The following is a 26723-nucleotide window of genomic DNA, read 5'->3' as shown; positions in this document are numbered from 1 at the left end:
TTAACCCCCCATTTAGCCTTAATGCAAAAGCCCCATGATTACTAATGACGTTGCTGCAAATCTGCCCTGGGAGTCACCGCCCCTGTCGTTTCTCAGCCCAGAACAGCAGATTCAATTTAAGACTAAAGCCGAAATCCGTCGCTGTAAGCTTGGAGCGTTACTCTGGTCAGAAGAAACGCCCGATGTGCAACTGATTGTTTTAGCGGGCAAGGTGCGTCTGGTCGCCGATGACGGGCGATCGCTGTTGCTAAAGCCCGGTGAGTGGGTGGGCGACCTGCTAGAACTGCCGGGTTGGAAGGCACGAGCCGCCAGCAACGATGTGCAAATTGTGCAGTGGACGGCAAGTAACTGGTCATCGCTGTCTTCAGTGGAGATCGATCGCTTTTGGGCCATTCAGCGCCGCCGCTATCAGCCAGAAAGTGACCACTCTGCTCAGTCGGTGAATGGTTTTCCGTTTGTAGCCGGAATGAATACGGCAGCCGCCTGTCTGACGATGGTGTCTAATCATTTACAAAATCCGGCTCAGATGGATTGGGTGCAGCGTCAGCTTCGCGGGCAGCGCCCCACAAACGTCGTTGATGCAGCAGAGAAATTGGGGCTACAGCTTCGGCGCATTGAAACCAACTGGCAGAGTTTGCGACTGCTCAATTTTCCGGCAATGATGCTGTGGGGTAGAGAGCAGGAGGCAGGCGAGGGACAGGGTGCAGTTTCTTTTCAAGTGGAGCCACATTGGGTCGTGGCGTATGGGGTGCGGGGCGATCGCTTGATCATCGCTGATCCGATCAATCCGACGATGAACTGTGAGGCGATTCACCGATCGACCGTCCAACAGCGCTGGGATGGGCAACTCTGGCAAATCGAGCCGATTCAAAAACAGGAACGGTTTAACTTAAGCTGGTTTCTACCTGCGATTTGGCGATACAAAGGTCTGCTGGGCGAAGTGCTATTCGCGTCATTTACTTTGCAGCTTTTGGGATTAGCTACTCCTTTGATTACTCAGGTAGTCATTGATAAGGTGATGGTGCAGGGCAGCATCCCAACGCTGGATGTAATGGCGATCGCGCTGCTCTCGGTGGCAGTTTTTGAAGCGGTTCTCGGAATTCTGCGTCTATTTATCTTCACCCACACGGCGCGACGACTGGATTTGAGTCTGTCGGCGCAGCTTTTTCGTCACTTGATGCGGTTGCCTCTGTCTTACTTTGAGGCGCGACGAGTGGGCGATACCGTCGCACGAGTGCAGGAATTGGAGACGATTCGCCAGTTTTTAACTGGAACTGCTCTGACAGTGATTCTAGATAGCTTTTTCGCCGTAGTTTATCTAGCGTTAATGTTCTTCTACAGCGTTCCGCTTACCGGGATTGCGTTGTCCGTATTGCCGTTGTATGCAGCGCTGACACTGACCACCACTCCGATTTTGCGGAACTGGCTCAACGAGACGTTTAACCGCAGTGCCGACAGTCAGTCTTTCTTAGTCGAGACGATTACGGGCATTCACTCGGTTAAGGCGCACTCGGCAGAAAAGGCATCGCGCGATCGCTGGGAAGGTTTATTCGCCCGCTATATTCGCACCAGTTTTAAAGCGTCTACAACCTCCAACATCAGCCAAAATCTGGGTGACTTTCTCACCAACCTTTCATATCTGCTGATTTTATGGTTTGGTGCCCACTTGGTGATCGAACAGAAATTAACCGTGGGTCAGTTGGTTGCGTTTCAAATGCTATCGGGAAGGGTCACGGGGCCGTTGCTTCGCCTCGTGCAGCTTTGGCAAAACTTGCAGCAGGTGTTGCTGTCGGTCGATCGCATTGGTGACATTCTCAACGTCGCCCCTGAAGCAGAACCCGGATCAGGTTTGGTGCTGCCGCCGCTCAAAGGTCAAACGACGTTTGATCAAGTCTTTTTCCGCTACAACCCTCAGCAAGAGCCTGTGCTAAAAGGCATCTCGTTCACCTCAGAACCGGGAATGCTGATCGGCGTAGTTGGGCGCAGTGGTTCTGGTAAAAGCACGCTATCTAAGCTGTTGCAGCGACTTTATCAGCCCGAATCAGGTCGGATCTTGATTGATGGCTTTGATATTAAGAGCGCCGATCTGCATTCACTTCGCAGCCAAATGGCGGTCGTGCTGCAAGAAGACTTTCTCTTTAACGGTAGCGTTTTAGAAAATATTAGCTTAGGTCGCCCCGATGTGACCGCAGAGCAGGTGGTCGAAGCGGCGCGGCTAGCCGTCGCCCATGACTTTGTGAGCGAACTTCCGCAAGGCTATGAGACAAGTGTTGGTGAGCGAGGCACTGCCCTATCAGGAGGACAACGGCAGCGAGTGGCTTTAGCCAGATTATTTCTCTCAGATGCCCCGATGCTGGTTTTAGACGAAGCGACGAGTGCTCTAGACAGTGAAACCGAGCAGCAAGTTCTGCAAAACCTGCAAAAACTTGCCGAAAGCAAAACCGTGTTTCTGATCGCTCACCGATTTGCACCGCTCAAACGCGCTGATCTAATTCTGGTAATGGAGAAAGGCGTAATCGCTGAGAAAGGCACTCATGACGAGTTGCTGCGATCGAAAGGACTATATTGGTCGCTCTACCAACGTCAGCAAGCCTCGGTGTAAAAGCTCTACAAAACTCTGAAGGGGCGCAATTACAGCGCCCTTTTTTGGTTTAAATAGTAGGTTCTTGAGAACGCGATCGTTTCGTCAAATCGGCTATCAAAACGTCCTAAATTGCCTATGACAAATGAATGAAAAAGCCAATTAGAAGTCACTCCTTTAGGAAGGAGCAAAAAAGTTAATTCTTCTTATAAGCTTGAACAAATCGCACACTTCGGGGTAAATATCATGGTACAAGAACGTAACCTTGAGCGACCCAAATTTCAAGAGCAAGATATCGATCAGCGTTCACCTCGCCCTAATATTAGTCCTAATGTCACTCGTCCCAAGCCTAGTGAAGGAGTTGGGGGCAGCAACTTAGCAACCGATACGGCGGCTGGGCTAGCCTTGCTGCTCTCGATCGTGGCATTTCTTTTCAGCAGCATTGCAGTGGTTCAAGCTGTGAGAACCCACCGAGATGTTGAGGCAATTCTGCAAGCCGCTAACCGTCCGATCGCTGCTAATTCTGCGTCTCAAAAGAGTATCCGATCGTTTGCCCTTCTAGGCAATTTGCTGCCGATCGCGCAACGCATTGAGCCGGGTCGTTTTGTCCAACCTGTTTATAACGGAGATGGACGGATTGAGCTGCTGTCTGCCGATCGGGTCAACGGAGCCAGTGATTCAAATGTTGTAAATTTGAAACTGCGCGTTCAGCGGCTGCGTGAGAAACTGCGCGGCAGCGATATTGATCTCGCTCAAACCGCTGCCATTAATTCTCGAACCAATATGCGATATCCAGCCCTCAACTTCCGCACGCCTAGTGGCAACGCGCTTTCGCTCTACAGTTTGCGCCCGGGTGAGTCGGTTGATGTGATGGTGATGCTGCGAGTTCCAGCCGGGTTAAACCGGGTTGACTTGCAGATTCCTGAAACGGTTCCCTTTCGAGGCGTGCCGATCGCGACTGTTGCTAGTTCGACTAATGTTCGATAGTGCGATCGAACGCTTCTTGAGAGTGAGAAACTGTCACACTATTTTTTGCAGTCGATCGCGGTTGTTTTACGCATAAGTAGGACTTACGCAAACCTCGGAGGTTTTAACCAAAAATCAAGCATCGGGACCGACAGAGTGGCTTAAACCTCCGAGGTTTTGGTCGAATTTCCAATTATTCCTAATTGATGGATTGGTGAAAATTTGGCATCGTTTCAGCGATCGTCCTTCAACAAAGTGACTGTTAACAACTACGTGCAGGAGAGGGAAGCTAGAAATCTTGTTCCCTCTCCCGCAGGAGAGGTGCCATTGTTTGAGTTTGTCTTTGTCTAATCTTCGGGCAATATCCACTGTGGAGGAGCCGTCATTTTTTTGCGGGCGGCTTCTTCTGCGATCGCGATCATCTGATCGAGCGACGTTTCTTGAATGAACTTGGATGTCTGATCTTTATATTCTAGATTGGGACATTTGTCTCCCAAAACGCAGCCGTTTTTGCAAGCTTCGGCACAGTTGATCTCCATAGTCTCGTCTCCAATTCTCAAAGCTCGGCTAATAGCAGTGTGTTCATTGATTATCTTAAACGCTTGCTAATCGAGGTGAGGGTCTCTAATCTATTAAGAAGGCTTATGAGGCGATCGCATCTCAAAAATTCTAAATGAATGACTTCAAACTATTATTGAGTCTCTGTCTTCTCGCCGTTGCCGTGCCAGTTTTGGCAGCCGATCCAGGGCAATCGATCGAGCAAGTCAATGATGTGGTGAACCGATTGTCAGGGGTGATGGATACTTCTGCTCAAGCCGCCGCAAACTCCAAAGCTCCAAATGTCAGAATGACGACCTGCAAGATCAGCTTGAGCGATGCGTCGCCAGAAGCCAACACGGTTTATCTTTATCAAGAACAAGCGCTTTCAGCAAAGTTAGCCAGCCCCTATCGCCAACGGTTTCTGCAAATCTCTCCCAGCGCCTATAGTCAGACGATTCGATCGCGCTCTTTTCGCCCCGCCAACCCAAAGGCATGGATTGGGTTGTGCAATCAGCCAGAAGCCGCCCGTGTGGTTAAATTGAGTGACCTCGGCAAGCCCGTTTGCAATGTTTTTCTCAAACGATCGGGCAACGATTATGCCGGAAGAACGCCGATCGATGGCTGCCCCGCTAACGTCAGAGGAGCCGTGAGAATCACTAATCAAATCACGCTTCACTCAGTAGGAATGGACACCTGGGATCGCGGCTATGGGGCTGACGGCAAACAAGTTTGGGGCGCAAAAACCGAATCCTATCAGTTTAGAAAGTGATCAGTTGGCTCTTGAGCGCATTCAGCTTCCCAACTTAAACGCATCGATAAATAAGCTGTAGGTCATGCCGATTTTGAGGGTGTTGATCAGTTCTGCGGGCAGCGATCGCCGGACTCGATCGCTGCGACTATAAACTACCCGGCTAATCACCTCGGTCAACACCACTAGAATAGCTGCCGCCACAATGTCCAACTGTGCCATCTGCCCTGCGGTGGTTGAGATCGCGGTGCCTACATAAAAACCAAAGAGCAGACTAATCAACAACAGCGAGGTTCGCCGCCACGGATTTTGAAACAATTGACCGATTTGATCAGTCACAGCTCCTAGCAGACCATTGAGGCGAGTATTTTGCATCAAAAAAGGGGAGGGGTAAAGGTCAAGCGATCGAAAAAATTCTCCCCGATCGGGGCTGGAGATTGCTATTACTAGAGTAGAAGAAGAGGCTGCGGGGTGGATGAACGAAATGAAGACAAGAGGGAACCCTGCGATCAAAATTGCGTTAGCGATGGCTGTCTTGCTAGTCGGTGGATGGCTAGTGTCGAGGCGATTTCAAATCGAAGTCGGAGTCACAGAACCCGACTCAATTCCAATTATCAAGACCGATCCTTCTCAAGCAAGCGAGCAGAAAGCCTTTGAGACAAGACCCTCTGGGCAAACTTCCAGCACTGCTTCACCCATCGATAAGCCTGATCCTGCTATGACCGCCGCCCATCAAGGCACCTTGCGGGTGAGTAATCGATCGAGTCATCCCCTCCGAGTTGCCTTACTCTCTCGTCAACCTAAAACGACCAATACAAAATCGGGCGAGACCGCTCCTGCGGGGTTTGGCTCTCCGGTTCACTGGGATTTTTCACCTAGTGAAGGCAGCGAAAAGGGATTATTGGTGTCTCTGCCCGATCGTACCGTTAGGCTCAAAAAAGGCGATGTTGTGGTTGCCTTTGCTCAAGATGGGTCACAGCGTTATTGGGGCCCTTATATTGTCGGAGAAACCGCCCAACCTATTTGGAATAGTCAGTCAGCAGAGTGGGAATTAGCGTTAGACCCATAGAGCTTCATCACATCCGACACAGGCAATCGTGACTGTGCGCCCAAAGTCAGCGGTGAGCGATGTCCTTTCTCAAAATGTTCTGCTGCCGCGCAGCCAATCATTGCCGCATTGTCGGTGCAAAATTTCATTGGGGGAAACAGCACTCGTAGATTGTGCTGGCTGGCTACATCTTGTAGGTGTTGCCGTAACCCACTATTTGCCGCCACGCCACCGCCGACCACGATCGTGTTCAGTCCATAATCTAAAGCACAGGCGATCGCTCGTCTGGTTAGCGCTTTTGCAACGGTTGCCTGAAAACTGGCGGCGATGTCATTCACAGGTAACGGTTGACCTGATTGCTGAAGCGTTTGGGTTAGTCGCAAAACAGCCGTCTTTAAGCCACTAAAGCTAGAGTCATAGCGATGAAATCCACCTTCTGGCTTTGAAACTTTTCCTTCTGGGAGCGGAAAGGCTTTGGGATTGCCTTCGGTAGCGAGACGATCGAGAATTGGGCCTCCCGGATAGCCTAAATTCAGCAATCGGGCCACTTTATCAAAAGCTTCTCCTGCTGCATCATCGCGAGTTTGTCCCAAAATCTCGTATACACCGCACTCTTTGACGTAAATCAGGCTGGTGTGTCCGCCCGACACCAATAAACAGAGAAAAGGCGGCTCTAAAGTCGGATCAGTCAAATAAGAGGCGTAGATGTGTCCCTCTAAATGATGAACGCCAATCAAAGGTTTTTGGTGAACCAGTGCCAGCGTTTTGGCAGCCGTCAACCCGACCAAGAGCGCACCGACTAATCCCGGCGCACAGGTGGCTGCGATCGCGTCAATGTCTGACCAACCAAGTCCCGATTCTGTGAGCGATTGCGCGATCGCTTGATTGACAATTTCGACGTGCTGACGAGATGCGACCTCCGGCACCACGCCGCCATATTGACGATGAATGGCAATCTGAGATGAGACAATGCTGCTGATCACATGACGATTTTTAACGATCGCCACCGCCGTTTCGTCACAACTTGTTTCAATTGCTAAAACCGTTGCCATTTGCTGGTAATTTTTTGAAGGAATGGGCTATTCAACAGTAGCTTAAACTCTGTCTGAGCATCTCTAATCACCATTAGAACGCTGCACAGGTTAGAGAATTCAGTCCTACAAAAGTCTCGTCTTTTTACATCGCTCACTCTTCTTATTTAAGGGGAAACAATTCTATGCGACAGTTGTTTGCTTTAATTTTGGTCTTTGCCCTTTGGGTTGGGGTTGCTCCGTCTGCCTCGGCTGAATCAGACGTGTCTGGTTTGCTCGTTCCTTGTCGTGATTCTGAGATGTTTGCTCAACGCGCTAAAGATTCTGTCAGCGCAACGGCGGCCGATCGGTTTCAAAAATATGCAGATTCTGGGTTGCTGTGCGGCAAAGATGATGGATTGCCACATCTGATCACAGACGGTCGTCTTAACCATGCAGGCGAGTTTATTATTCCTGGCTTACTGTTCTTATATTTGGCTGGCTGGTTAGGCTGGGCAGGCCGCAACTATCTGCAAACCGTGCATAAGAATGGCACCAATGAATATAAAGAAGTTCAAATCGATGTGCCTGTTGCGATTCAAAGCTTCATTGCTGCCCTGTTTTGGCCTTTGACATTCGTCAAGCAAATACTCACAGGTGAAATCCAAGAGGATGATTCTAAAATTCCTGTTTCGCCCCGTTAGCACTTGAGAGTGAGTAGATTTTGAGTCTCAAATCATTCTTAGCCTCAAAATCTAAAGTTCAAACTAAAGCGTTATATCTCTAGGAGGTTTCAATATGCCATCTGCTCTCTTGAAATATTTTTCTAACGCTGCTGTGTTAGCCGTGTTGTTTACGAGTCTTGTGCTCACCGTGTTTATTTTGATCAACTCGGTTTCACCAGACTTGCTGTCTTTGGGTCTGTAAGAACAGGGCGATCGATCGCGGTAATGGGTCAACCGATTATCCGCGATCGATTCCCGGTTGCCTTAAAATCAGGGAATGATGAACCCAGAGCCAGAAATTCGCCGCTTGTTAGATGTGATGCCAGCCTCTGGGCGCATGGCTACTAAGCTTGTGAGCAAGCCAGAGCAACGGTGGGTGATTGATGCCCCATTTCCGATGCCGTGGATGCGCGATCGCCCCATCTATATCAACTTTGACCTTTGGAGTCGCCTACCCAGAACCCAGCGAGATTTGCTGATCTTACGCACGGTTAGCTGGCTAGGGGCTGTCAAATGGTTTCAGCCCAACCTAAATTTTGGACTCGTCGCAGCAGGCGTAGTAGGAACGGGCATAGAGCTTTTTCAGCAAGATTTTGTGGGCGTTGCGCTAGCGAGTGCCTTGAGCGCGATCGCGGCCACTCAAATTTGGCGCAACAACCACAGCACTAGCCTCGAACTCGATGCAGATGAGCGTGCGCTTCAGGTGGCTCAACGGCGAGGCTATAGCGAAACGGATGCAGCCGGGTATTTGCTATCTGCAATCGAGTCGGTGGCTCAATTTGAGAAACGTCCGCTAAGTTTTATTGAGTTGTTAAGGGGTCAAAGTTTAAGAGCGATCGCGGGGCTTTCTGCGATCGGCATTCCAGAAGAGTTGCGACGAGACTAAAGAAGATTTAATCCTTACTTCGTAAGTTTAATTCGGCCTACTTACAGGAAAGCTAGAATTATCGAGAACTCTGAAGATCATCTAAACAATTAAGTCTTTTGCTACCCAAACTAAATCAGGTTGTGCATAATCTTATTATCAACTGAAGAGTGCTATCAGCCCGCTACATCGATAGGCTGCTCTCCCACACAATCTACCTAGCTTAGAGGTGAATTTTATGAACCTTCCCAAAGTGATTAAAGATGTGATTGGTTACGTCTCTGGAGCCTTAACTCGCATTTTTGGGCTTAATGATGATTCCTACCCTGAAACTGGGGTTCAGCCTTACGAAGGTGAGCTTTCAGACAAAAAGCAGTCTTCAGACTGGTAAAATTCGTCTCTGCACTCCTAACGTTAACTACCCCTTGATCTACTCAGGATCTGGATCAACGTCAGTTAGATAGAAGGGGGTTGCTCCGGTTGTGAATTCGGGAGAGCTACCTAAATCCCCCAATTTTGGGGGACTTCAAGCCAAAAATTCCGGTTCAAAGTCCCCCAAAATGAGGGATTTAGGGGGCAAAAGCCGCTGACAACGAAGCGAAAAAACTCGTCGAACTACGTGGATCAATAACCTGTCAAATTTGTAGGTGTCTTCTGCCTTATCCCTAACCTTTCTAAGGAGAAGAAGGGAGTTAGAGTCTTTAGTTCCCTCTCCCTAGAGTGAGGGCGATCGTACAAAACTACCTTTAAAAGGGCAATGAACCTGACGGAAACGTGTCAGGTTCATTGAAGAAAGATTATAAACAAACGAAGGTTTTATAAGGGGACAGTGACTACAATTCCGTAGGCATGAAACTAGAGCTATTCCTCCTTTTTCAACAACACTACGACTAGACTAGTTGCGAGCTAAAACGTACTTTTCGGGAATTGCAGGCGCTTTGGGCAGGAGACACAGACCCAAAAGCAAAAGATTTAAGAGAGTGAAGATACTGCATCTCTTTGTGTCTATATAAACTTTAGCACCGCTCTCTAGAAGTGGGGTCACTTTTAATAGATAAAGACTGAATTTAATAGAAGTTAACGATCGCTTAAATAACAACACAAAGCAAGCTAGATAATGAATCGATTAAACTGAACCTAATCTGCCCTAACGATTCGCTGCTTTTAATTTAACCAAAACTATTTCTGATGATGATTCGTCGTTTTGCGCTGTCTATAGGAGCTGTCTCTCTCGCTGTAGTGGGCGCGATCGCCACGCCTCACTCACCCACTCAAGCGGTACAACTCTCAGACGGAACTGTATTTTTCATTGCGCCTCCCCGATTTGTGGGAGCCTCCAGCACTAACAATTCTGTCAATGCTTGGTCGGTGACTTACTATTTCACCCTCAACCACTTAGAAAATGCTGGAGAACCCTTGCAGCGGGTGACGATCATGCAAGACGAGGGCACCGACACTGTAAGATTTTCGCCCAAAGAAATTGAGGCGTTTGAGGGCACCCGCCAGCGACTCGGCACAAAATTGCCACTCGGAGAGATCACAACCGATCGTAAATCGCGCACGGTGACGGTTAACTTCAATCCGCCTCTGCCACCTGGAAAGATCGTGACGATCGCGCTGTCTCCCGATCGTAATCCTCTCTACGGCGGCGTTTATTTGTTTGGGGTCACAGCATTTCCTCCCGGTGAGAAAACCCACGGGCAATTTTTAGGATTTGGGCGGCTCAACTTCTATGAAAGTGGACACCCCTTCTTTTTTAGATAAAATGCTGAACTTAGAGTTAACCGCCGTATTGCCAGCCTGTGGTTTCGAGTAGGAGAGGGTTGCCCTCGCGATGCACTCCGGCCGCAATCACTTCACCCACAAAAACGGTGTGGTCGCCTTTGTCTACCCTGCCGACTACCTGACACTCAACATAGCCCAGCGAGTCGGAAATAATGGGGCAACCTGTTTCGCCCAGATAAAACTCGATCTCCTCAAATTTATTGCCAACGCGCCGCTGAGGCTTAAAAAATTTCTGTGCCATGTCTTTTTGCCCATCTTCTAAAAGGCTAAGGGCAAACACGCCACTAGAGTGGATCATGGCATGAGATTTTGAGTCTTGCTTAACGCAGTTGATCACGAGCGGAGGCGTAAAAGACCCCTGCATCACCCAACTCGCCGTAAAGCCATTGACTTCTTCTCCGTCTTTAACCCCACAGACATACAGCCCGTGAGGAATTTTCCGCAACATCGTTTTTTTAGCCTGTTCGTCTAGCATCGGAGCCTATACCTCGTTTGTTCTCTAGGGTTGAGCCTACTCATTTTAGAAGGATGGAACCGAAAAATCATCTCTAATAAAACTTACGCAAACCTCCGAGGTTTAAGCCACTCTGTCGCCTTGGTTAAAACCTCCGAGGTTTTGGAAAATGCGTAAGTCCTGTCTAATGGCAAAGCCGATGGTTCTAGCAATCAGAAGCATCGGCCTTGTGATAATCAGGAATCGAATTCAAATCAGGACGGAGCCAAGCTTAACTACTTTGCTAAGAAGGCTTGGATTTGCTTGACTGCGACTGGAGCAATCCGAGAAATTGCCCAACCCCCGGCGGCTAGGATCGGAAGCAAAACGATCAATATGCGAAAATCAAAATCCATACCAGTGTTCTCTCTTCAAAAACTTTTTAGAATTCTTACTCTCATTTTTATCTTATTTGGGCACGTTTTCAAAGCAGTTTTCTCAGCTTGGCGGATGCTGCACGTCAAAGCCGGGATCAGTGCCCCTTCCAGCGTGGACAAGTGCTAACTTTTCGTAATGTTGAGCGTGTTTGATCAGATCACTGACTTCAGTCTCTGACAAGTCACGCAGGGGTTTAGCCGGAACGCCAACCACTAGCGATCGTGCCGCCACGTCTTTTGTCACCACCGAGCCTGCCCCAATGATGCTGCCTGCCCCAACGCGCACTCCATCCAGCACGATCGCGCCAATTCCAACCAGACAGCCTCGCTCAATATGGGCACTGTGAATCACGGCCCGATGTCCGATCGTCACATAATCCTCAAGAATGGTGGGTTTGCCAGGATCTCCGTGTAGAATTGCCCCATCCTGAATATTCGTGAAAGCTCCAATTAAAATTCGTTCTATATCTGCCCGGACGATCGCGCCATACCAAATGCTGGCTCCTGGTGCCACCTCTACCCAGCCCATAACTGTTGCGTTGGGGGCAATAAATGCTGCTTGAGAGAGATCGGGCGGCGACCAGTAAGAGGGAGAGGCTGATAGGAAAGATTCATCAAAGTGAGTCACAGTTACACCGAATTGCTCTAGAGGGTGGGAAACTTCCCTAGTTATAATAGTTTCACGATGACGCGCCCCCTTACATGAACGCTAGCAATTCATGACCAGCCCAGGCTTTCAATACCCAATTTTTGGTCCAGAGATTCAGTGCCCTCACTGCCGTCAGACGATTCAAGCATTGACTTTGACAGACACTTATCTGTGCCAGCGTCATGGTGCCTTTGAAGCTGATCCCAAAACGAGTGAGCTAATTCACCTGCAATCTGGACGACACTGGCGACTGTGGAAAGACGAGTGGTATCGTCAGCATACTCACCCAGATGGCATTCGGTTTGAGATTCACGAGGCGCTCGATCGGCTTTATACCCAAGGTTATCGAGCCACAAAAGTGATCATCGCCCAGCGCTATCAAGATCTAATCAGCACTTATCTTGAGCGCAGCACTCCTTGGCGGGGTCAGAGCGACTCTCCTAAACCGCGACTCTATGGTTTAACCGTTGAGTTTAGCCCTGATCCTAAAGACGAGCCTTGCTGGGATGTGATTAACTTCGATTTAGAGAAAGAACCCGGAGCGCCCGTTAGGTATCCTTATTTTCGATTGTTTGAGTAAAGAAGGGTCAGACTGAAACCTGGAACCTGCCTTTTATGCATCACGCTTCGATTCGGACTGCTGATATTTTTCGGGCGATCGCTTTTTATGAGCAGCTTGGCTTTACGGTCGAAGAGCGATTTACAACGGGCTACACGCTGGCTTGCTGGATGGCGGGGCTAGGCGGGCGCATTGAGCTGGTGCAAATTCCTGAGCCGCACCCGGCTGCCGATGCGTTTGGGGATGAGCATTATGTAGGTTATTATCATTTGTCGTTTGATTTGACTCAAGCCACCGACAATTTACCTCGCTGGTTAGACGAGTTGAAACAGCGCTTTTCTGATTCGCCCTTAAAGATACTTTTAGAGCCAACTCAGCAGATGATCGGCGATCGCGTCTATGAAGTCACGTTTATCGCTGATGCCGACGGCTTGCCACTCGAATTTATTCGCGAATTGGGGAAAGAATAGCGGGATATGCAAGCCGAACCCTTTCCAGACAATTGGACTTATCTAAAAGTTGAGCTTAACTGGCTAGAACGACTGCTGTTAACCGCAGTAGCGAGGCAGCGCAAAGAAACCAGGGAAATCGATCGCGTTGCCAAAACCGCCGCCGATCGTGCGACTAGCCACTGGTGGAAAGGAATCGTCAGCTTGGAAGGACAGATCGCGCACGATTCTCCGGTAGAGCGGCGAAAATCTAACCCGTCGGAAGCGAAGGGCAATTATCATCAGCAGATTGAGGCGAGAATTCGCTCCAGCCAGCAGCAGGGAATCGAACTCGCTTTGCCTGCTTTGTGCGATCGCTTGAGCCTCAGTCCCTTCGAGAAGAACTTGATCTTGATGGGACTTGCGCCCGAAGTGCATCGCCGCTATGCCCAACTCTATGGATATTTGCAGGGCAAAGAATCTGAGCGCTCTGATCTGCCCAATGTTGATTTAGCGCTGCGGCTGTTTTGTCGAACCGATATCGAGTGGAGAGCCGCTCGATCGAGTCTCACAGCATCGAGTCCGCTAATTCAACATCAACTGATTAAGTTACTTTCACCGACTACACCATTACTGAATCGCTCGATCAAACTCTGTGATCGGCTGGTCGATCTGCTACTAAGTGATTCAGTTCGCACCCCTCAACCTCATCATTCTGAGTCTGCATCTTTCTCAACCTTGGTGCTGCCTGAGAGTTTGCTGACTGACCTTAAGCACCTTTGTCATCAGATTCAGTTTTGTGTTCAAGTGGATGAAGAGTGGGGGTTTCAGAATTTAGACACTGGGCGACTTCCTGGGATTGTGGCATTGATGGTCGGCGCGGTTGGAACGGGCAAACTGAGTGCTGCTAGCGCGATCGCTCAAGCGCTCAACACTCCATTAATGCAGATCGATCTTGCGAAACTAACTCCTTTAGAGCAAGCTGATCTGATGGGTACGATCGTCAGACAAGCCCCAACGGTTCTACTCATCAAGTCGGCTGAGATTGGGTTGAGCAGAACTTCTCCTATGAATCAATTTCACCAATTTTTAGCCGCACGACGATCGAGCCGCAGTCTCACTTTGTTGAGTGTGCGACGGCTTCCCATCATTGGACAGAGGTTGCGGTCGCAGATTCAGCAAACGCTGCAATTTCCAATGCCCGATCGGGCAGCTCGATTAAAGTTATGGCAGCAAGCCTTTCCGCCTCAAGCTCCCTTAAGTGATATCGATTGGAATGAGTTAGCCAAATTTTCTTTAACAGGCGGAGAAATTGGTACGATCGCCCGTTCTGCTGCCTTTTTTGCCGCCGCAGATTCTGCAACTTTAGAAATGAAACATCTCCGCCAAGCACTCGGAAAAAATAAACTTTCCGCTTCAAGGCAACCGTCCCACCCGTCCTAATAGCGGTAGCTCGATCGCTTTGCGTCGCCACAACTGCACCATCATCCACAAATTCACCAAGAAATAGCCTGAAGTTAGGAGGCTACTCGTCAATAGCAGAGGAATTTGCAGCGATTCAGAAGTCGTCGCGCCTGCCCCCAATAAAAAATAGGCGACTAGCCAGCCCAATGCCAGCTTAATCACTAAACGACTTAACGATCGTTCTGGTCGGGTGCCCTTATTTCGATATAACGTCCACAGTGCCGGAAAAAAGCCAAACACAGGCAGCAAATAGAGAAATAGCTTCAGGTGTTGGATGTCCTGATTTTCAAGAGAATCAAGTTCGTTCATGAAGAATCGCAATTAAGGAAGATGAACTAGATGCAGTCAGCAAGAGATAATGTATGAGGCTCTCGTGATTTTCGGGCAGTTCCTGTTATTTTTAGCTGCAATATGCACAAAAGCAACAAAGTGCTTAACTGGTGGAATTTAATGACCCCGGTCGCTCGTGCGGTGACGATCGCACTCGTGGCACCTCTGTTAGTTTTAAACGCCTGGGCGATCTCGTCGATCTTCGACTATTTTCACTCGCTGCTGGTGATTTTAATTGCTGCCTCCCTGCTGACGTTTCTCCTTAATTACCCTGTGAGCTTTATGCAGGCTCATGGTGCAACGCGTGGACGAGCCGCGATCGTCGTCTTCCTCTTCACGCTCTCGATCTTTTTGGGGTTGGGCGTGACGCTGGTGCCCCTGGCGATCGAGCAGGCACAGCAACTCGTCCTCCGATTGCCTGAATGGTTTGATTCAGGACAGCGCCAGTTATTTTTGCTGAATGATCAAATTGAGAGTGCCGGGTTTCCGATCAATTTGGATATTTTGGCAGAACAGATCACCGATCGGCTCAAAAGTTCGCTTCAGGGCATCACCGGAGAAGTCTTGAATCTAGCGGTGTTCACGGTGACGAGCCTGCTAGATCTTCTGCTGACGCTGGTGCTGACGTTTTATTTATTGCAGCATAGCGATCGACTCTGGCAAAGCCTGATCGAATGGTTGCCGACTTCGATTCGTCAACCCTTTTCGCAAACCCTGCGCCTCAGCTTTCAGAATTTTTTCTTTGGACAACTGATCTCAGCCACGTTGATGGGTTCGACGCTAACGATCATTTTTCTAGTGATGCGAGTGCCGTTTGGGTTGCTGTTTGGGCTGACGATCGGCACGATGGCGCTGGTGCCGTTTGGTGGCTCAGTAGGCATTGCGATCGTCACACTCCTAGTAGCACTGCGAGATATTGGGGTCGGCGTTGAAGTGTTGATTGCTGCTCTAATCGTGCAGCAGATTGTAGAAAACCTGATTGCCCCTAGAGTGATTGGCAGTGTGACGGGCTTAAACCCAGTCTGGGTGTTCTTGGCGATTTTAACCGGGGCGCGAGTGGGTGGGCTGTTGGGCGTTGTGATTGCGGTGCCGACTGCGGTTGTGGTTAAGAGTGCGCTAGTGGCGTTGCGATCGCCCACTCCGGTGATTGTCACGCCCGCCGATCATGCCGCGATCTCCCAACCCAACACAATTGCAGAAAAGCCAGAACAGAAAGCAAAAGAGATTGCGTCAAGCCAACCCGTAGAAAGCTAGCGCGATCGTTAAAACAAAAACGGCATTGCTAAATAGTGACATGAATTGCCAGATTCGCCCCGCTTCGCGAGGAGGACGTTCTATTTAATTTCACCTAGCTACTTACTACTGAGTACGAGTATAAACACTGGGTATAAACTGCGAGATCCGTTGAATCTACTGAGAAAGAATCCGTAAAATCCCGGCTTCTTTCTCAGCAAACCTGGTAGAAACTTTATAGTTAAGTCAGGCTCAAGGCAACGAATAAAACTGATAGGCTCAAGTCAGTGCCTCTCCCTATAAATGTGTTTCTACCGCTTCTTTCAATTACTTAAATTAACTGGTTACGATGTTGAAACAAGACAGTCTGCTTCAAGATCAATTTCTCCGCATTGGCACTGTAGAAATTAGTTTAAGTCAGTCAGAAGAGCTTTTTCGGGCGTATGTAGAAACCGCCAACGACATGGTATATACCGTAGATTTAGCAGGGGCCATGACCTACATTAATTCTTATGGGCAAAAACTCCTAGGGTGCCACGAAGATGAGATTTTAGGACATTCTTGCTTAGATTTTGTAGCCCCTGCTTATCGAGCCAGAACGGCAAAAGCATTCAACAATCTGATCAAAACTGGAGAGCTTAGAGATTTTGATTTTGTGCTGCAACCCCGCACGGGTCCAGAAATTCACTTAGAAGTCAATGGCAAACTGCTATATCGAAAGGGCGAACTCGTCGGCGGCATGGGCATTGGGCGCGATATCAGTGAGCGCAAACGCATCGAAAAGCAGTTACAGATGTTTTCGAGAGCGGTGGAATCTGCTTATGATGCTGCGGTGATTACTGATTTGAGAGGCGAAGTTCTCTACGCTAACCCGGCGGCTGGTCGAATTTTTAGCTGGCGATCGGGGGTTTTGCAAGGCAAAAGTGCCGAGATCTTTTACCCAGAGCGGCGACAAACTCAGTGGCTCGTTCAGCAAGCGATCGCAGGCGGCTGGAGCGGAGAAGTGATTTGCAGCCGTCGCAATGGAGAGCGGTTTCCGGCACTCGTCTCGGTTGGGCCGATTTATGACGAAAAGAATCATCCCATAGCGGTCTCGTTTATCACGCGAGATATCACTCAGCAAAAGCAAATCGAAGCAGAGTTAGCTTCCAAAAATATCGAGCTAGAACGTGCAAGCCGTTTGAAATCAGAATTTTTAGCTAATATGTCTCACGAGTTGCGAACGCCGCTCACCTCGATTTTAGGATTTTCCTCCATTCTAAAGCAGCAAATCTTTGGGCTATTAAATCCTAAGCAGCAACTCTATACTCAGCAAATTCACAAAAGCGGACAGCATTTGCTGAGTTTGATTAACGACGTGTTAGATCTGTCAAAAGTTGAAGCAGGACAGATGCGGCTAGAGATTAGCCCGATCGTCGTCAACGATCTATGTGAAGACACGTTAGCTCTAGTGAGTGAGCAAGCTAAAGCCCGCAAAATCAAAATTCATTACACCGTGCAGCCCCACTTGCCTTACTTGATGGCTGACGAGCTACGAATCCGTCAAATGCTGTTGAATTTGCTGGCAAACGCCATTAAATTTTCAGAAGAAGAGAGCGAAATTGGGCTAGACATCAAAATGCAAGCTGAAGAGGTGCAGATGACCGTTTGGGATCGAGGCATCGGCATTCCTGAAGATAAGCAGCATCTTTTGTTCAAGCCGTTTCAGCAGATCGATGGCTCGCTCTCTCGCCGTCATGAAGGCACTGGGCTGGGGTTAGCGTTGACTCGCCGCCTAGCTGGGCTTCACTCTGGCACCGTCGAGGTAAAATCGTGCGAAGGACAGGGGAGCCAGTTTGTGATTCGCTTGCCTTTCAACGCCAGTCTGGTTAGCGATGCGGGTGGATATGACATTCCTCAAGGCTCGATCGTGCCTCACATTAAATAGGGATCGCAAATTAAATAAAGGATCGTGAATTAAACCACGTTGGTTACTTGTAAGGTCAATGGGCACGGCAGTGCCGTGCATGCAGATGCTGGGTTTATTGAATTTGCAATCTTAGCCTTGGAAGAATTGCTCGATCGGAGTTCTGATTATTTATAGAGTTGTCGCGAAGTGGTATCGTTTGGATGCCCGATACGAATCTCGTCTGAGTCTTCATGCTCTCTGATACTGCTCTTTTGGCGTTTCAATTTACGTCTCCTGGCCCGATTTTGGTCGAATGGGGTCCGATCGCGATCCGGTGGTATGGGTTGCTGATCGCCTCGGCTGTTTTAATTGGGGCAACCCTCTCTCAGTCACTAGCGGCTCGGCGGCAAATCGACCCTGACTTGCTGAGTGATTTGGCGGTTTGGTTGGTGATTGCCGCCATTCCGAGCGCTCGGCTTTATTATGTGCTGTTTCAGTGGCAAGATTATGCCCAGCAGCCTCAAAAGATTATTGCCATCTGGGAGGGAGGCATCGCGATTCATGGAGCCATTTTAGGAGGCGCGATCGCCTCGCTGATCTTTGCAAAACTGAAGCAAGTTTCATTCTGGCAACTGGCTGATCTGGTGGCACCTTCGCTGATTTTGGGCCAAGCGATCGGGCGGTGGGGCAATTTTTTCAATTCCGAAGCGTTTGGCGCACCCACTGATCTGCCTTGGAAACTGTTCATTCCTCGCTATGTAGTCGAAGGTGGCAGACAAATTGCCCGTCGCCCACCCGGATTTGAAACGATTGAATATTACCATCCCACCTTTCTCTATGAATCACTGTGGAATTTGATGGTGTTTGGGCTATTGATGACGCTGTTCTTTCGAGATCTGCAAGGCAAGCCGCGTCTAAAAGTTGGCACGCTATTTTTGGTCTACTTGATAGGCTACAGTTCGGGTCGCGTGTGGATTGAAGGACTCCGTACCGATAGTTTGATGTTGGGGCCGTTGCGGGCAGCACAGATGGTCAGTTTAGCGGGGATCGCGATCGGCACGATCGGACTTGTCTGGCTCTACGGCTTGGGGCGATCTCTCCCCGATGTGGTGTCTGATCCCAATGCTCCTCCAGAACCCTTGCATTGAGTAATAAAAAACCCCCAAAGAGTAACTCTCTGGGGATAGTCAGGGTGCATCTACCATATCCTTTTACTCAGATTGCCCGTATAGATCCGGAAAAACTCATGTCATCAAAAATCATTTTTTTATTGAGCTAGTTAAGTAGTTGTGACGAGAGGGTTGAGCAATGCTAAATGCGTCAGAAACATCTCGTTTAAAGTCGGTTCCCCTAGCGGCAGGTGTTTATATTGTGGGTGCGGGGCCAGGAGACCCGGATTTATTGACGGTCAGAGCGCAGAAGTTAATTGCTCAAGCCGATGTAATTTTGTTTGCTGACTCTCTGATCCCGCAGCAGATTCTTGAAGAAGCTCGATCGGATGCCGAAATTATTCAAACTGCCAGCAAAACCTTAGAGGAAATCTTGCCACTGATGATTGCACGAGTGCGATCGGGTTGCTCAGTGGTGCGGCTGCATTCAGGCGATCCTAGCCTGTATAGTGCGGTGCAAGAGCAGATGCAAGCCTTGGTTGACGCTCAGATTCCGTTTGAGGTGGTGCCCGGAATCAGTGCCTTTCAGCTAGCGGCGGCTCGGCTGCGGGTCGAACTCACCATACCGGGAGTCGTGCAGTCAATTATTTTGACTCGGATTAGTGGACGCACCGAAGTTCCGATCGCGGAAGAACTCTCGACGCTGGCGGCTCATCGTGCCAGTTTGTGTCTTTATTTGAGCGCCCGTCACGTCGAAAATGCTCAAGCAAAATTGATGCAGCACTATCCGGCGGAGACTCCGATCGCGATCTGCTTTCGGCTGGGCTGGGCAGACGAAAAAATTCGGCTCGTGCGGCTCGACCAAATGGCGATCGTCACCCACGAGCAAGACCTGATTAGAACGACGCTTTATGTAATCAGTCCGGCTTTAGCAGCAGAAACCGTTCCCCTAGAGTTTGGGGTAGTTGAGCGTGGGGACTGGACGGATCAGCGATCGCGGCTCTATCACCCTGACCATAGCCGATTGTTTCGACCAGAGCAGACTGCCCTCACCCTAAATCCCTCTCCCCAAGGAGAGGGACTTTGAATCTTGCCCCCTTCTCCTCGTGAAGGGTTGGCGAGGGTTTCGCCCCGCTTCACGAGGAGGGTTTTCTTAATTCCACCGCTACTATGGGTAAAAACTTAGCTTTGGTAATCCTAATGTTTCTTCCCAACCCATCATCAGGTTGAGACATTGGATGGCTTGTCCTGCCTGTCCTTTCATTAGGTTATCGATCGCAGACATCACAATCACCCGATTGGTGCGCGGATCGACTTCGACCCCGATATAGCAAAGGTTAGTGCCCCAAGCCCACTTTGTCTGTGGGTAAACCCCTCCTGGCAACAGCTTCACCCACGGAGAGTTGCGATAAAACGCGCCATAGATGGTCAACAAATCTTCTCTGACCAGCCCTGGGTCGCGCAGCGTTGCGTAGACCGTCGCCAAAATTCCCCGAACCATCGGAATCAGGTGAGGCGTGAACTGCACCAATACTTCGTGCCCCGCTAGGTCGCTGCAAATCTGCTCAATTTCGGGCGTGTGACGATGCCCTGCAACGCTGTATGCCCCTAACGAGTTGTCTGCCTCAGCCAGCAATAAGCCAGTTTTGGGCTGCCGTCCACCGCCAGAGGTGCCAGATTTTGCGTCCACGATCGCCGTTTCGGTCAGCACTAAGCCTTGCTTAAAGAGCGGTGACAATGCCATCAAACTCGCCGTCGGATAGCAACCCGGACAGCCCACCAACTGTGCTTCGGCAATGCGATCGCGATACAACTCTGGCAGACCATAAACGGCGGTCTCAGCGACCTCGCGATCGTCTCGCTCCAGCCCATACCAGTGAGTGTAAGTATCGAGGTCAGAAAATCGATAGTCTGCCGATAGATCCAAGACTTTGCAGCCTTTCTCTAACAGTGTCGGAGCCATTTTGCACGCCAAGCCATTCGGCAGCGAGAGAAACACAGCCTGACAGCGATCGGCAATCTTTTCAAGGTCGATCGGCTCGATCATCTGTTGCACTTGATGCCCCAGATGCGGATAAAGGCTCGAATATTCTTGCCCTGCACTGCTGTCGCCGCCCAAATAGGCAAGTTCTAACTTTGGATGGTCGGTCAGGAGCCGCACTAACTGCACCCCTCCATAGCCTGATGCACCAATCACACCAACGGGTACACGCTCTAAGTCACCCATGTTTCTTGACCTTTACGACAGATGAACTACTAGACTTCTGCTGCATTGTAATCCTCAAATTGTCGAAGTGGAGAATGACTTGAAGGTTTTAAGCGATCGCCTTTCACTCTAGCGTTAGTTTGAGCTTAACTTTGGCTTCATAAGATACGGAGAAGCGATTGTTATTCTGAAAAAGCTCCTGAAATGAGATGACTTGCGACGTAGTAGGTAATTAATGCCTGGAGTTTTTGAGTGGAGGAATTTACAATACTTAAATATAAAGAGTGAGTTCAAGATACTGTACTCTGATTTTCTATTCCTGCATTTACCTAGTTGATTCTCTGAGCGCCCAGAAATTAGTAGTTTCTAGGTTGAGCACTTCGGTTCAAGCATTCTTCGGCAACAGAAATCCTTCCCAGATCAGAACGCTTCCGAAGTCAAAGAATTACAATTAAAGATAAAGCCGCTTCAAAAAACTTTACGGTGTTACCGCTTTGAACCTCTCCGTTAACGCTCAACCCCTTTCTAACCAGCCGTTTCCTTTTGATTTGATCGAGGATGCTCTCGTGGATCTAAAGGCAGGGAAAGCGATCGTCGTCGTCGATGATGAAAATCGAGAAAATGAAGGAGACGTGATCTGTGCTGCTCAGTTTGCGACTCCAGACTTGATCAATTTCATGGCAGTCTATGCGCGGGGTCTAATTTGCATTGCCATGACTGGCACCCGTTTGGATGAACTAGACGTTCCTCTGATGGTGCGAGAAAACACTGACAGCAATCAGACTGCTTTTACGGTCAGCATTGATGCCTCTCCAAAAGTTGGAGTCACGACTGGAATCTCGGCAGACGATCGCGCCCGCACCATTCAGGTGGCTCTCAGTCCAGATACCCAACCTGCTGATCTTCGTCGTCCGGGTCATATATTTCCGATTCGCGCGAGAGAAGGCGGTGTTTTAAAGCGTGCGGGTCATACTGAAGCAGCCGTCGATCTGTCTCGCCTTGCTGGACTCTATCCGGCTGGAGTGATCTGTGAAATTCAGAATGCTGATGGCTCAATGGCGCGGCTCCCTGAGCTTGTGAAATACGCCAAGATGCACGATCTAAAAATCATCAGCATTGCAGATCTGATTAGCTATCGGCTGCGGCATGAGCGCTTTGTGTGCCGCGAAACGGTTGCCGATATGCCCTCCCAATTTGGGCAGTTCAAAATTTACGCCTATCGCAATTTGCTCGATCACTCTGAGCATGTGGCGATCGTCAAAGGCGATCCCGGAGAGTTTGGCGATCGCCCTGTGATGGTGCGGGTGCATTCAGAATGTCTGACGGGCGATGCCCTCGGTTCACTGCGCTGTGATTGCCAAATGCAGCTACAAGCCGCCCTCAAAATGATCGAAAATGCTGGGATGGGGATCGTCGTTTATCTGCGGCAAGAAGGGCGCGGCATCGGTTTAGTTAACAAGCTCAAGGCTTACTCGCTGCAAGACTTAGGACTCGATACCGTCGAGGCAAACGAGCGATTGGGCTTTCCAGCCGATTTGCGAGACTACGGCGTGGGGGCGCAAATTCTCAACGATCTAGGAGTTAAACAAATTCGTCTGATCACGAACAATCCTCGTAAAATCGCTGGCTTAAAAGGATATGGCTTGGAGATGGTTGATCGCGTGCCTCTATTGATCGAAGCCACCTCCTACAATTCTTCTTATCTAGCGACCAAAGCCGAAAAAATGGGTCACTTGTTTCTGCAAACTTATCTGGTGACGATCGCGCTGCACTTTGAGCATGAAGAATCGGTGACAGAACGCTATGAACGGCTCGAAAAGCTGCGGCATCTGGCTAAAATCTACGACTTGACGCTGCAAGAAGAAGCGCGACCTGTAGCATCGGCGTTGTTTGGTGAGCGATCGCTGATCGTGCATCTTGGATTTGAGCAAGCCTTAGTGAGTGGTGCTGATTGGTATCGATCGCCCGGACATCCTTATATTTCTGCGATCGGGCAGATTCTTGACAATGTAACCTGCTGGTCATCAGTACAAACGCTGGAGTTTATTATTTCGCCAGGGTCTGATCCTTTGATCGGCTTGCAGATGCAGATCGATCGACAGACGTTCTCGATCAATCAGTTGCCCTCGTCGATCTGCGATGCGCTGGAAACTCAAACTATCTATAGTTTTTCTAGAGGCTAAAATCAGTTCACCCTTAAGATCTCTGCCTGACAACCGATGTGCCACTCAGCCATCTGCGTGAATCTAATCGAGTAGGTTTTGTGCAGTTATCATGCGGGCTAAAAAATCGCTTGACCTCACGGTCACACCAGAGCTTCAGCAAAAATTGATTCAGGTGCACGATCGGCTCTGTCAGACTTATGGGTGTCCGATTCCCTACTTTCACGAGCTAGACCCACTCAGTGAACTGTTTTCAGCCTTGCTGTCTCACCGCACTCGCAATGCCGACTCTGCCAATGCCTTTCATGAACTGCGGCGACGGTTTCCCACTTGGGAGCTAGTGCGCGATGCTCCCGTTGCCGAAGTCGAACAAGCGATCGCTCGCTGCACTTGGGCAGAGCAAAAAGCGCCCCGCATTCAACAGATCTTGAAACTGATCAGCGATCGTCGGGATGGCGATCTCTCGCTAGATTTTCTCAAAGATCTTTCTGTCACAGACGCAAGAGCGTGGCTCGAATCGCTTTCTGGAGTCGGACCTAAAACGAGTGCTGCGGTGCTGTCATTTAGTGTGCTGCGTCGTCGCGCCCTCCCAGTCGATAGCCATCATCACCGAGTTGCGATTCGATTGGGGTTGATTGTGGAAACGATCGCGGTTGCCCCATCACACGCCATTTTAGAGGCTCAATTGCCGTCAGACTGGACAGCCCAGCAAGTCTATGACAATCATGAAGTCTTAATGCTTCACGGTCAGCGCTGTTGCTATTATCAAAAACCCGCTTGTCAGCGTTGCCCAGTGTTCGACCTCTGCCCCTTTGGACAATCTCGACACCCTAAGGGAGCTGCATGAAAATGAAATCCCAATTTACAAGTTAAATCTGCCAGTTTTTGAAATTGAAGCGGGTACTTGATGGAGCTGTAACTCTCTGAGCGCAGAGCCTAAACTCCAATCAGGATAATTGCCGAAATAGGGGGGTTATTCTGTGAAGATTCGGTGTAAAACCTAAAAAAAACAGGAGTTATCCGGTTTCCACACAGCATAATTTCCTTGTAGAGGGCATTTATACTTTATGTGAGGAGTTCAAACGGCAGAAATAGTAGTTAAATTGCAGTAAAAACTACACTTGTACTATCTGCTACAATTACTCTAACTGCAATTTAACTACTCATTGCAGCCGATGCAACAAATAAGTCACGCGCAAGATTTTGACACACTCAAGCACGGCTGAATTCGCTTCAATTAGGCGGCTTGAATTTCTGGTGGGGACAACAAGAAGATCGTTCGTCTGAGGTCGGTATAGTTGTTAGAAGGGCTACTCTTAAGGCATATTTGGAGTTATTGAAACCATTGAGATCATTAGCAATTGCTGATTGATTTAGTCTTATGTGAGAGGCATCTATTCTAAGCTTGTAAAGCGTATCAGTTCTAAATTTGAAGGGTTAAAAATGGTAAAGGATCTACTTGATTTAGCGAAAAATCTCCTGGGTCTGAAAGCTGATCTCGACAAATCTGTCCTTGAACGTCGTCAGCGTGTGGCAACGTATCTTAATAATATTTCAGATTGTTTGAATCAGTCTGTTAAAAAGTTTCGTGAGGGCGAAGTTCCAGCTAGTTTGTGTTCAGAAGTTGATGAATATTTATATAGCCTGTTTGACATAGTTGGGGAGGAGGTTGGTGAAGAGAAGCTAGAGCGATATAAACAAATACTTGCCAACGCATTAGTTTATAAAGGACGAACGATAAGTGCTTTCCTTCAAGGTACGTCTCTTGAGTCCGTTGCAGATTCAGGTTCACTAGATGTCATACCAAAGTCCAAACTACAAACTGTTGAAGCAGATTTGCGAGTGCTTGAAGATGCTGCCGGACGGTTTAAAGCTTTAGCAAACTCAATGCAGGTCTGACTCAGTTTTTGGGATGACCACCGCCTAACAACCGCGCTGCACCGGAACGATGAAGTATTGTCGGTTGGTTGCAAAGGTTATCTGCGTCCGGTGAGCGCGACCGTTAGCTGTCTTCTATCGAGACTCTCGTTACCGAAAAATAATCGATTTGTCGCGGAGGTTAAGGGCTTTGGTGAGCAGATATTGACAGGAAATACCTCAAGCAAAATAACCCATTTTTATATGAGCAACGTCTACTGTATAGCAACTTTGCCTTTGCGTGCTGCTTAAACGACAGACCCGAAATAGCTGTTTACTAAATTGATATCAAGAATTAAGAAAATGACAAACAATCGACCTGATGAAAGACCTGTTCAACAAGTAAAAGCAGGAAGGAATGCAGAGGTAATTGGCGGAAATAAAATTGCCTCTACACGAGTCAATGTTTGGATTCCATTTTTTCTATTTGGTGTTTTGGCTTCAGGAGGATTAGCCTGGGCAGTGAATTCTGGATGGCTTACTGGTTCAGGAAATCCTCAACAGTCTTCACCCCAACCCGGTTCGACCTCAACAGAAAGAACGACAAAGCCATAGGGGAAATAGCCGTGTCTCAAAAAGGGAATGCAGGTCGAGATCTGATTCAAGTTGGTCGAGATTATTTTCGGTATCTTCAAGTCAACATTGAAGCTGGTAATTGGGTCGTTATCCTATCCAATCTTTTCCTCATCTTTTTTGTATCGGGAATGGTTGGACTTGGAGCGAAGACTGGCGTAAAAGAGATACAATCTCGCATTCAAGAAAATTCATCCATACCTCCTTCTATAACGCCTTATTCTCCTGTACCATCCCCTTCTCCATCCCCGACTCCTTCTTCTGAAGCATCAACAGAATCACCTCAATCTTCTATAACGCCTTATTCTTCTGTACCATCCCCTTCTCCATCCCCAACTCCCTCTTCTGAAGCATCAACAGAATCACCTCAATCGCCCTCTTATACATCTGAATTGAAACCGAAGCCAGAGGATATCGAACTCAACGCAAGAGTAGTTAAAGGTTCAGACTTTTCTACATTTGACGGAACAGTAACAAATACAAGCAATATTGATGTAAAAGAATTTTCAATTAAAGTCAAAGGCACTGTATCTGGTTGGGGAATATACCCTAAGGAAGGTTCCAACCTTCTGCCTATTTGTCAGAGTTTAAAAGGGAGTCAATTTGTAGATAATATTGGTAGAGTTAAGAATTTGAAAGCTGGAGAAACAAGACCCATAGTTTTATCCTTTAGATATGATGAGGCGACGTTCTATTTTCCTAAAGATTTTCCCGAAGATTATAAAAATAGTCCAGATCTTGATAAGTGTGGGATTACGTTGAGCTATGTCAGCCAATACCAATTGGAGGTTGTGGATTTGAATTAGTTATATAGTTTTCCATAGCAAAAGATACGAAAAAGAGATCTCGGAAGAATCAAAACTCACCTAGCAACTTTGGATTAATAGGAGACGTTAAGTTTTGAGGGCGAGCGATTCTGTAGTTCAGGATTTAGAGAGGTTGATGCCGGGAGGAGGCGATCGCTCACTTGTAGGTCAGATAAAGTGTACCGAAACCTAACATCATCTATTCTCTGGACAATAGTTACGCCGAATGCTCAGGTTAGAATAGAGGAACAAAAGTTGGAA

29 protein-coding genes are annotated in these 26723 nt (G+C 48.6%); 21 read left to right on the top strand and 8 right to left on the bottom strand.

Annotation, left to right across the window (positions count from 1 at the left end; all coding sequences use genetic code 11):
* Nucleotides 1-34 precede the first annotated feature (34 nt).
* Nucleotides 35-2602: a peptidase domain-containing ABC transporter gene (locus C7B65_RS03095; RefSeq protein ID WP_073069433.1), complete on the top strand. Its 2568-nt coding sequence runs from the start codon at nucleotides 35-37 to the stop codon at nucleotides 2600-2602.
* Nucleotides 2603-2827: 225 nt separating this feature from the next.
* Entirely contained in the window at nucleotides 2828-3568 is a 741-nt protein-coding gene (locus C7B65_RS03090) for a hypothetical protein (protein WP_073069432.1), read from the top strand.
* Nucleotides 3569-3894: 326 nt separating this feature from the next.
* On the opposite strand, the gene C7B65_RS03085 is transcribed toward C7B65_RS03090, so the two are convergent.
* Nucleotides 3895-4086 carry a hypothetical protein gene (locus C7B65_RS03085; protein WP_073069431.1) on the bottom strand — a complete coding sequence of 64 codons (192 nt, stop codon included), beginning with the start codon at nucleotides 4084-4086 and terminating at the stop codon, nucleotides 3895-3897.
* 134 nt (nucleotides 4087-4220) lie between these two features.
* Between C7B65_RS03085 and C7B65_RS03080 the strand changes: the two genes are divergently transcribed.
* Nucleotides 4221-4856 (top strand): chromophore lyase CpcT/CpeT, encoded by a 636-nt coding sequence (locus C7B65_RS03080; protein WP_083582648.1) that lies wholly within the window; start codon nucleotides 4221-4223, stop codon nucleotides 4854-4856.
* 21 nt (nucleotides 4857-4877) lie between these two features.
* Here C7B65_RS03080 and C7B65_RS03075 read toward each other — a convergent pair whose 3' ends face one another.
* Nucleotides 4878-5210 (bottom strand): DUF565 domain-containing protein, encoded by a 333-nt coding sequence (locus tag C7B65_RS03075; RefSeq protein WP_073069430.1) that lies wholly within the window; start codon nucleotides 5208-5210, stop codon nucleotides 4878-4880.
* Between the two features lie 109 nt (nucleotides 5211-5319).
* Here C7B65_RS03075 and C7B65_RS03070 point away from each other — a divergent pair, with 109 nt between their 5' ends.
* Complete coding sequence (locus C7B65_RS03070; RefSeq protein ID WP_073069599.1) at nucleotides 5320-5904, top strand: hypothetical protein; 585 nt, start codon at nucleotides 5320-5322, stop codon at nucleotides 5902-5904.
* Here C7B65_RS03070 and tsaD read toward each other — a convergent pair.
* A complete protein-coding gene (gene tsaD / locus C7B65_RS03065) occupies nucleotides 5868-6935 on the bottom strand; it encodes a tRNA (adenosine(37)-N6)-threonylcarbamoyltransferase complex transferase subunit TsaD (RefSeq protein WP_073069429.1) in 1068 nt (355 codons plus the stop codon). The two genes, C7B65_RS03070 and tsaD, sit on opposite strands and share 37 nt — an antisense overlap.
* A 164-nt stretch (nucleotides 6936-7099) precedes the next feature.
* Here tsaD and C7B65_RS03060 point away from each other — a divergent pair, with 164 nt between their 5' ends.
* From C7B65_RS03060 to C7B65_RS03045, 5 genes are all read left to right on the top strand, one after another.
* Nucleotides 7100-7597: a Photosystem I reaction center subunit III gene (locus tag C7B65_RS03060; protein WP_073069428.1), complete on the top strand. Its 498-nt coding sequence runs from the start codon at nucleotides 7100-7102 to the stop codon at nucleotides 7595-7597.
* A gap of 94 nt (nucleotides 7598-7691) precedes the next feature.
* Entirely contained in the window at nucleotides 7692-7820 is a 129-nt protein-coding gene (locus C7B65_RS03055) for a hypothetical protein (protein WP_106253895.1), read from the top strand.
* A gap of 75 nt (nucleotides 7821-7895) precedes the next feature.
* Nucleotides 7896-8504 carry a DUF3318 domain-containing protein gene (locus tag C7B65_RS03050; protein WP_219898322.1) on the top strand — a complete coding sequence of 203 codons (609 nt, stop codon included), beginning with the start codon at nucleotides 7896-7898 and terminating at the stop codon, nucleotides 8502-8504.
* A gap of 217 nt (nucleotides 8505-8721) precedes the next feature.
* Nucleotides 8722-8874, top strand: a complete 153-nt coding sequence (locus C7B65_RS27600) for a hypothetical protein (RefSeq protein ID WP_181314318.1) — start codon at nucleotides 8722-8724, stop codon at nucleotides 8872-8874.
* A gap of 797 nt (nucleotides 8875-9671) precedes the next feature.
* Entirely contained in the window at nucleotides 9672-10247 is a 576-nt protein-coding gene (locus C7B65_RS03045; RefSeq protein ID WP_106253894.1) for a DUF2808 domain-containing protein, read from the top strand.
* A gap of 16 nt (nucleotides 10248-10263) precedes the next feature.
* Here C7B65_RS03045 and C7B65_RS03040 read toward each other — a convergent pair whose 3' ends face one another.
* From C7B65_RS03040 to C7B65_RS03030, 3 genes are all read right to left on the bottom strand, one after another.
* Nucleotides 10264-10743, bottom strand: a complete 480-nt coding sequence (locus C7B65_RS03040; RefSeq protein WP_073069426.1) for a flavin reductase family protein — start codon at nucleotides 10741-10743, stop codon at nucleotides 10264-10266.
* 254 nt (nucleotides 10744-10997) lie between these two features.
* On the bottom strand, nucleotides 10998-11117 hold the full coding sequence (locus tag C7B65_RS03035) for a photosystem II protein Y (protein ID WP_073069425.1): 120 nt from the start codon (nucleotides 11115-11117) through the stop codon (nucleotides 10998-11000).
* An 82-nt stretch (nucleotides 11118-11199) separates the two neighbouring features.
* The gene (locus C7B65_RS03030; protein WP_073069424.1) at nucleotides 11200-11766 is read right to left on the bottom strand and encodes a gamma carbonic anhydrase family protein; all 567 of its coding nucleotides are present in this window, start codon (nucleotides 11764-11766) and stop codon (nucleotides 11200-11202) included.
* Nucleotides 11767-11857: 91 nt separating this feature from the next.
* On the opposite strand from C7B65_RS03030, the gene C7B65_RS03025 reads away from it, so the two are divergent.
* Genes C7B65_RS03025 through C7B65_RS03015 form a run of 3 tightly spaced genes read left to right on the top strand, consistent with a single transcriptional unit; the run spans nucleotide 11858 to nucleotide 14217 of the window.
* Complete coding sequence (locus tag C7B65_RS03025) at nucleotides 11858-12367, top strand: TIGR02652 family protein (RefSeq protein ID WP_073069423.1); 510 nt, start codon at nucleotides 11858-11860, stop codon at nucleotides 12365-12367.
* A gap of 35 nt (nucleotides 12368-12402) precedes the next feature.
* Nucleotides 12403-12816: a VOC family protein gene (locus C7B65_RS03020; RefSeq protein WP_073069422.1), complete on the top strand. Its 414-nt coding sequence runs from the start codon at nucleotides 12403-12405 to the stop codon at nucleotides 12814-12816.
* A 6-nt stretch (nucleotides 12817-12822) separates the two neighbouring features.
* The gene (locus tag C7B65_RS03015; RefSeq protein ID WP_073069421.1) at nucleotides 12823-14217 is read left to right on the top strand and encodes an AAA family ATPase; all 1395 of its coding nucleotides are present in this window, start codon (nucleotides 12823-12825) and stop codon (nucleotides 14215-14217) included.
* Here the strand turns inward: C7B65_RS03015 and C7B65_RS03010 are convergent.
* The gene (locus C7B65_RS03010; RefSeq protein ID WP_073069420.1) at nucleotides 14191-14547 is read right to left on the bottom strand and encodes a hypothetical protein; all 357 of its coding nucleotides are present in this window, start codon (nucleotides 14545-14547) and stop codon (nucleotides 14191-14193) included. The genes C7B65_RS03015 and C7B65_RS03010 overlap by 27 nt on opposite strands.
* A gap of 102 nt (nucleotides 14548-14649) precedes the next feature.
* Between C7B65_RS03010 and C7B65_RS03005 the strand changes: the two genes are divergently transcribed.
* The 4 genes from C7B65_RS03005 to cobM all read left to right on the top strand — a co-directional run bounded on the left by C7B65_RS03005 (nucleotide 14650) and on the right by cobM (nucleotide 19885).
* Nucleotides 14650-15822, top strand: a complete 1173-nt coding sequence (locus C7B65_RS03005) for an AI-2E family transporter (protein ID WP_073069419.1) — start codon at nucleotides 14650-14652, stop codon at nucleotides 15820-15822.
* Between the two features lie 328 nt (nucleotides 15823-16150).
* Nucleotides 16151-17728 carry a sensor histidine kinase gene (locus C7B65_RS03000; RefSeq protein ID WP_083582644.1) on the top strand — a complete coding sequence of 526 codons (1578 nt, stop codon included), beginning with the start codon at nucleotides 16151-16153 and terminating at the stop codon, nucleotides 17726-17728.
* A 212-nt stretch (nucleotides 17729-17940) separates the two neighbouring features.
* Nucleotides 17941-18837, top strand: coding sequence for a prolipoprotein diacylglyceryl transferase (lgt, locus tag C7B65_RS02995; protein ID WP_073069418.1), 897 nt, complete (start codon nucleotides 17941-17943; stop codon nucleotides 18835-18837).
* A 160-nt stretch (nucleotides 18838-18997) separates the two neighbouring features.
* Nucleotides 18998-19885 carry a precorrin-4 C(11)-methyltransferase gene (cobM, locus tag C7B65_RS02990; protein WP_073069417.1) on the top strand — a complete coding sequence of 296 codons (888 nt, stop codon included), beginning with the start codon at nucleotides 18998-19000 and terminating at the stop codon, nucleotides 19883-19885.
* A gap of 81 nt (nucleotides 19886-19966) precedes the next feature.
* Here the strand turns inward: cobM and argC are convergent, their stop codons facing one another.
* On the bottom strand, nucleotides 19967-21025 hold the full coding sequence (gene argC, locus C7B65_RS02985; RefSeq protein WP_073069416.1) for an N-acetyl-gamma-glutamyl-phosphate reductase: 1059 nt from the start codon (nucleotides 21023-21025) through the stop codon (nucleotides 19967-19969).
* A 473-nt stretch (nucleotides 21026-21498) separates the two neighbouring features.
* Between argC and ribBA the strand changes: the two genes are divergently transcribed.
* The 5 genes from ribBA to C7B65_RS02965 all read left to right on the top strand — a co-directional run bounded on the left by ribBA (nucleotide 21499) and on the right by C7B65_RS02965 (nucleotide 26462).
* Complete coding sequence (ribBA, locus tag C7B65_RS02980) at nucleotides 21499-23187, top strand: bifunctional 3,4-dihydroxy-2-butanone-4-phosphate synthase/GTP cyclohydrolase II (protein WP_073069415.1); 1689 nt, start codon at nucleotides 21499-21501, stop codon at nucleotides 23185-23187.
* A gap of 91 nt (nucleotides 23188-23278) precedes the next feature.
* Nucleotides 23279-24013, top strand: coding sequence for an endonuclease III domain-containing protein (locus C7B65_RS02975; RefSeq protein WP_073069414.1), 735 nt, complete (start codon nucleotides 23279-23281; stop codon nucleotides 24011-24013).
* A gap of 596 nt (nucleotides 24014-24609) precedes the next feature.
* Nucleotides 24610-25065 (top strand): hypothetical protein, encoded by a 456-nt coding sequence (locus tag C7B65_RS02970; protein WP_073069413.1) that lies wholly within the window; start codon nucleotides 24610-24612, stop codon nucleotides 25063-25065.
* A 321-nt stretch (nucleotides 25066-25386) separates the two neighbouring features.
* The gene (locus C7B65_RS27285; RefSeq protein ID WP_073069412.1) at nucleotides 25387-25638 is read left to right on the top strand and encodes a hypothetical protein; all 252 of its coding nucleotides are present in this window, start codon (nucleotides 25387-25389) and stop codon (nucleotides 25636-25638) included.
* Between the two features lie 11 nt (nucleotides 25639-25649).
* Nucleotides 25650-26462: a hypothetical protein gene (locus C7B65_RS02965; protein WP_143161991.1), complete on the top strand. Its 813-nt coding sequence runs from the start codon at nucleotides 25650-25652 to the stop codon at nucleotides 26460-26462.
* The last annotated feature ends 261 nt before the right edge of the window (nucleotides 26463-26723 follow it).

The organism is Phormidesmis priestleyi ULC007 (genome assembly GCF_003003695.1).
Lineage (GTDB): Bacteria > Cyanobacteriota > Cyanobacteriia > Leptolyngbyales > Leptolyngbyaceae > Phormidesmis_A > Phormidesmis_A priestleyi_A.
This window is presented reverse-complemented; position numbering and strand designations above follow the sequence as displayed.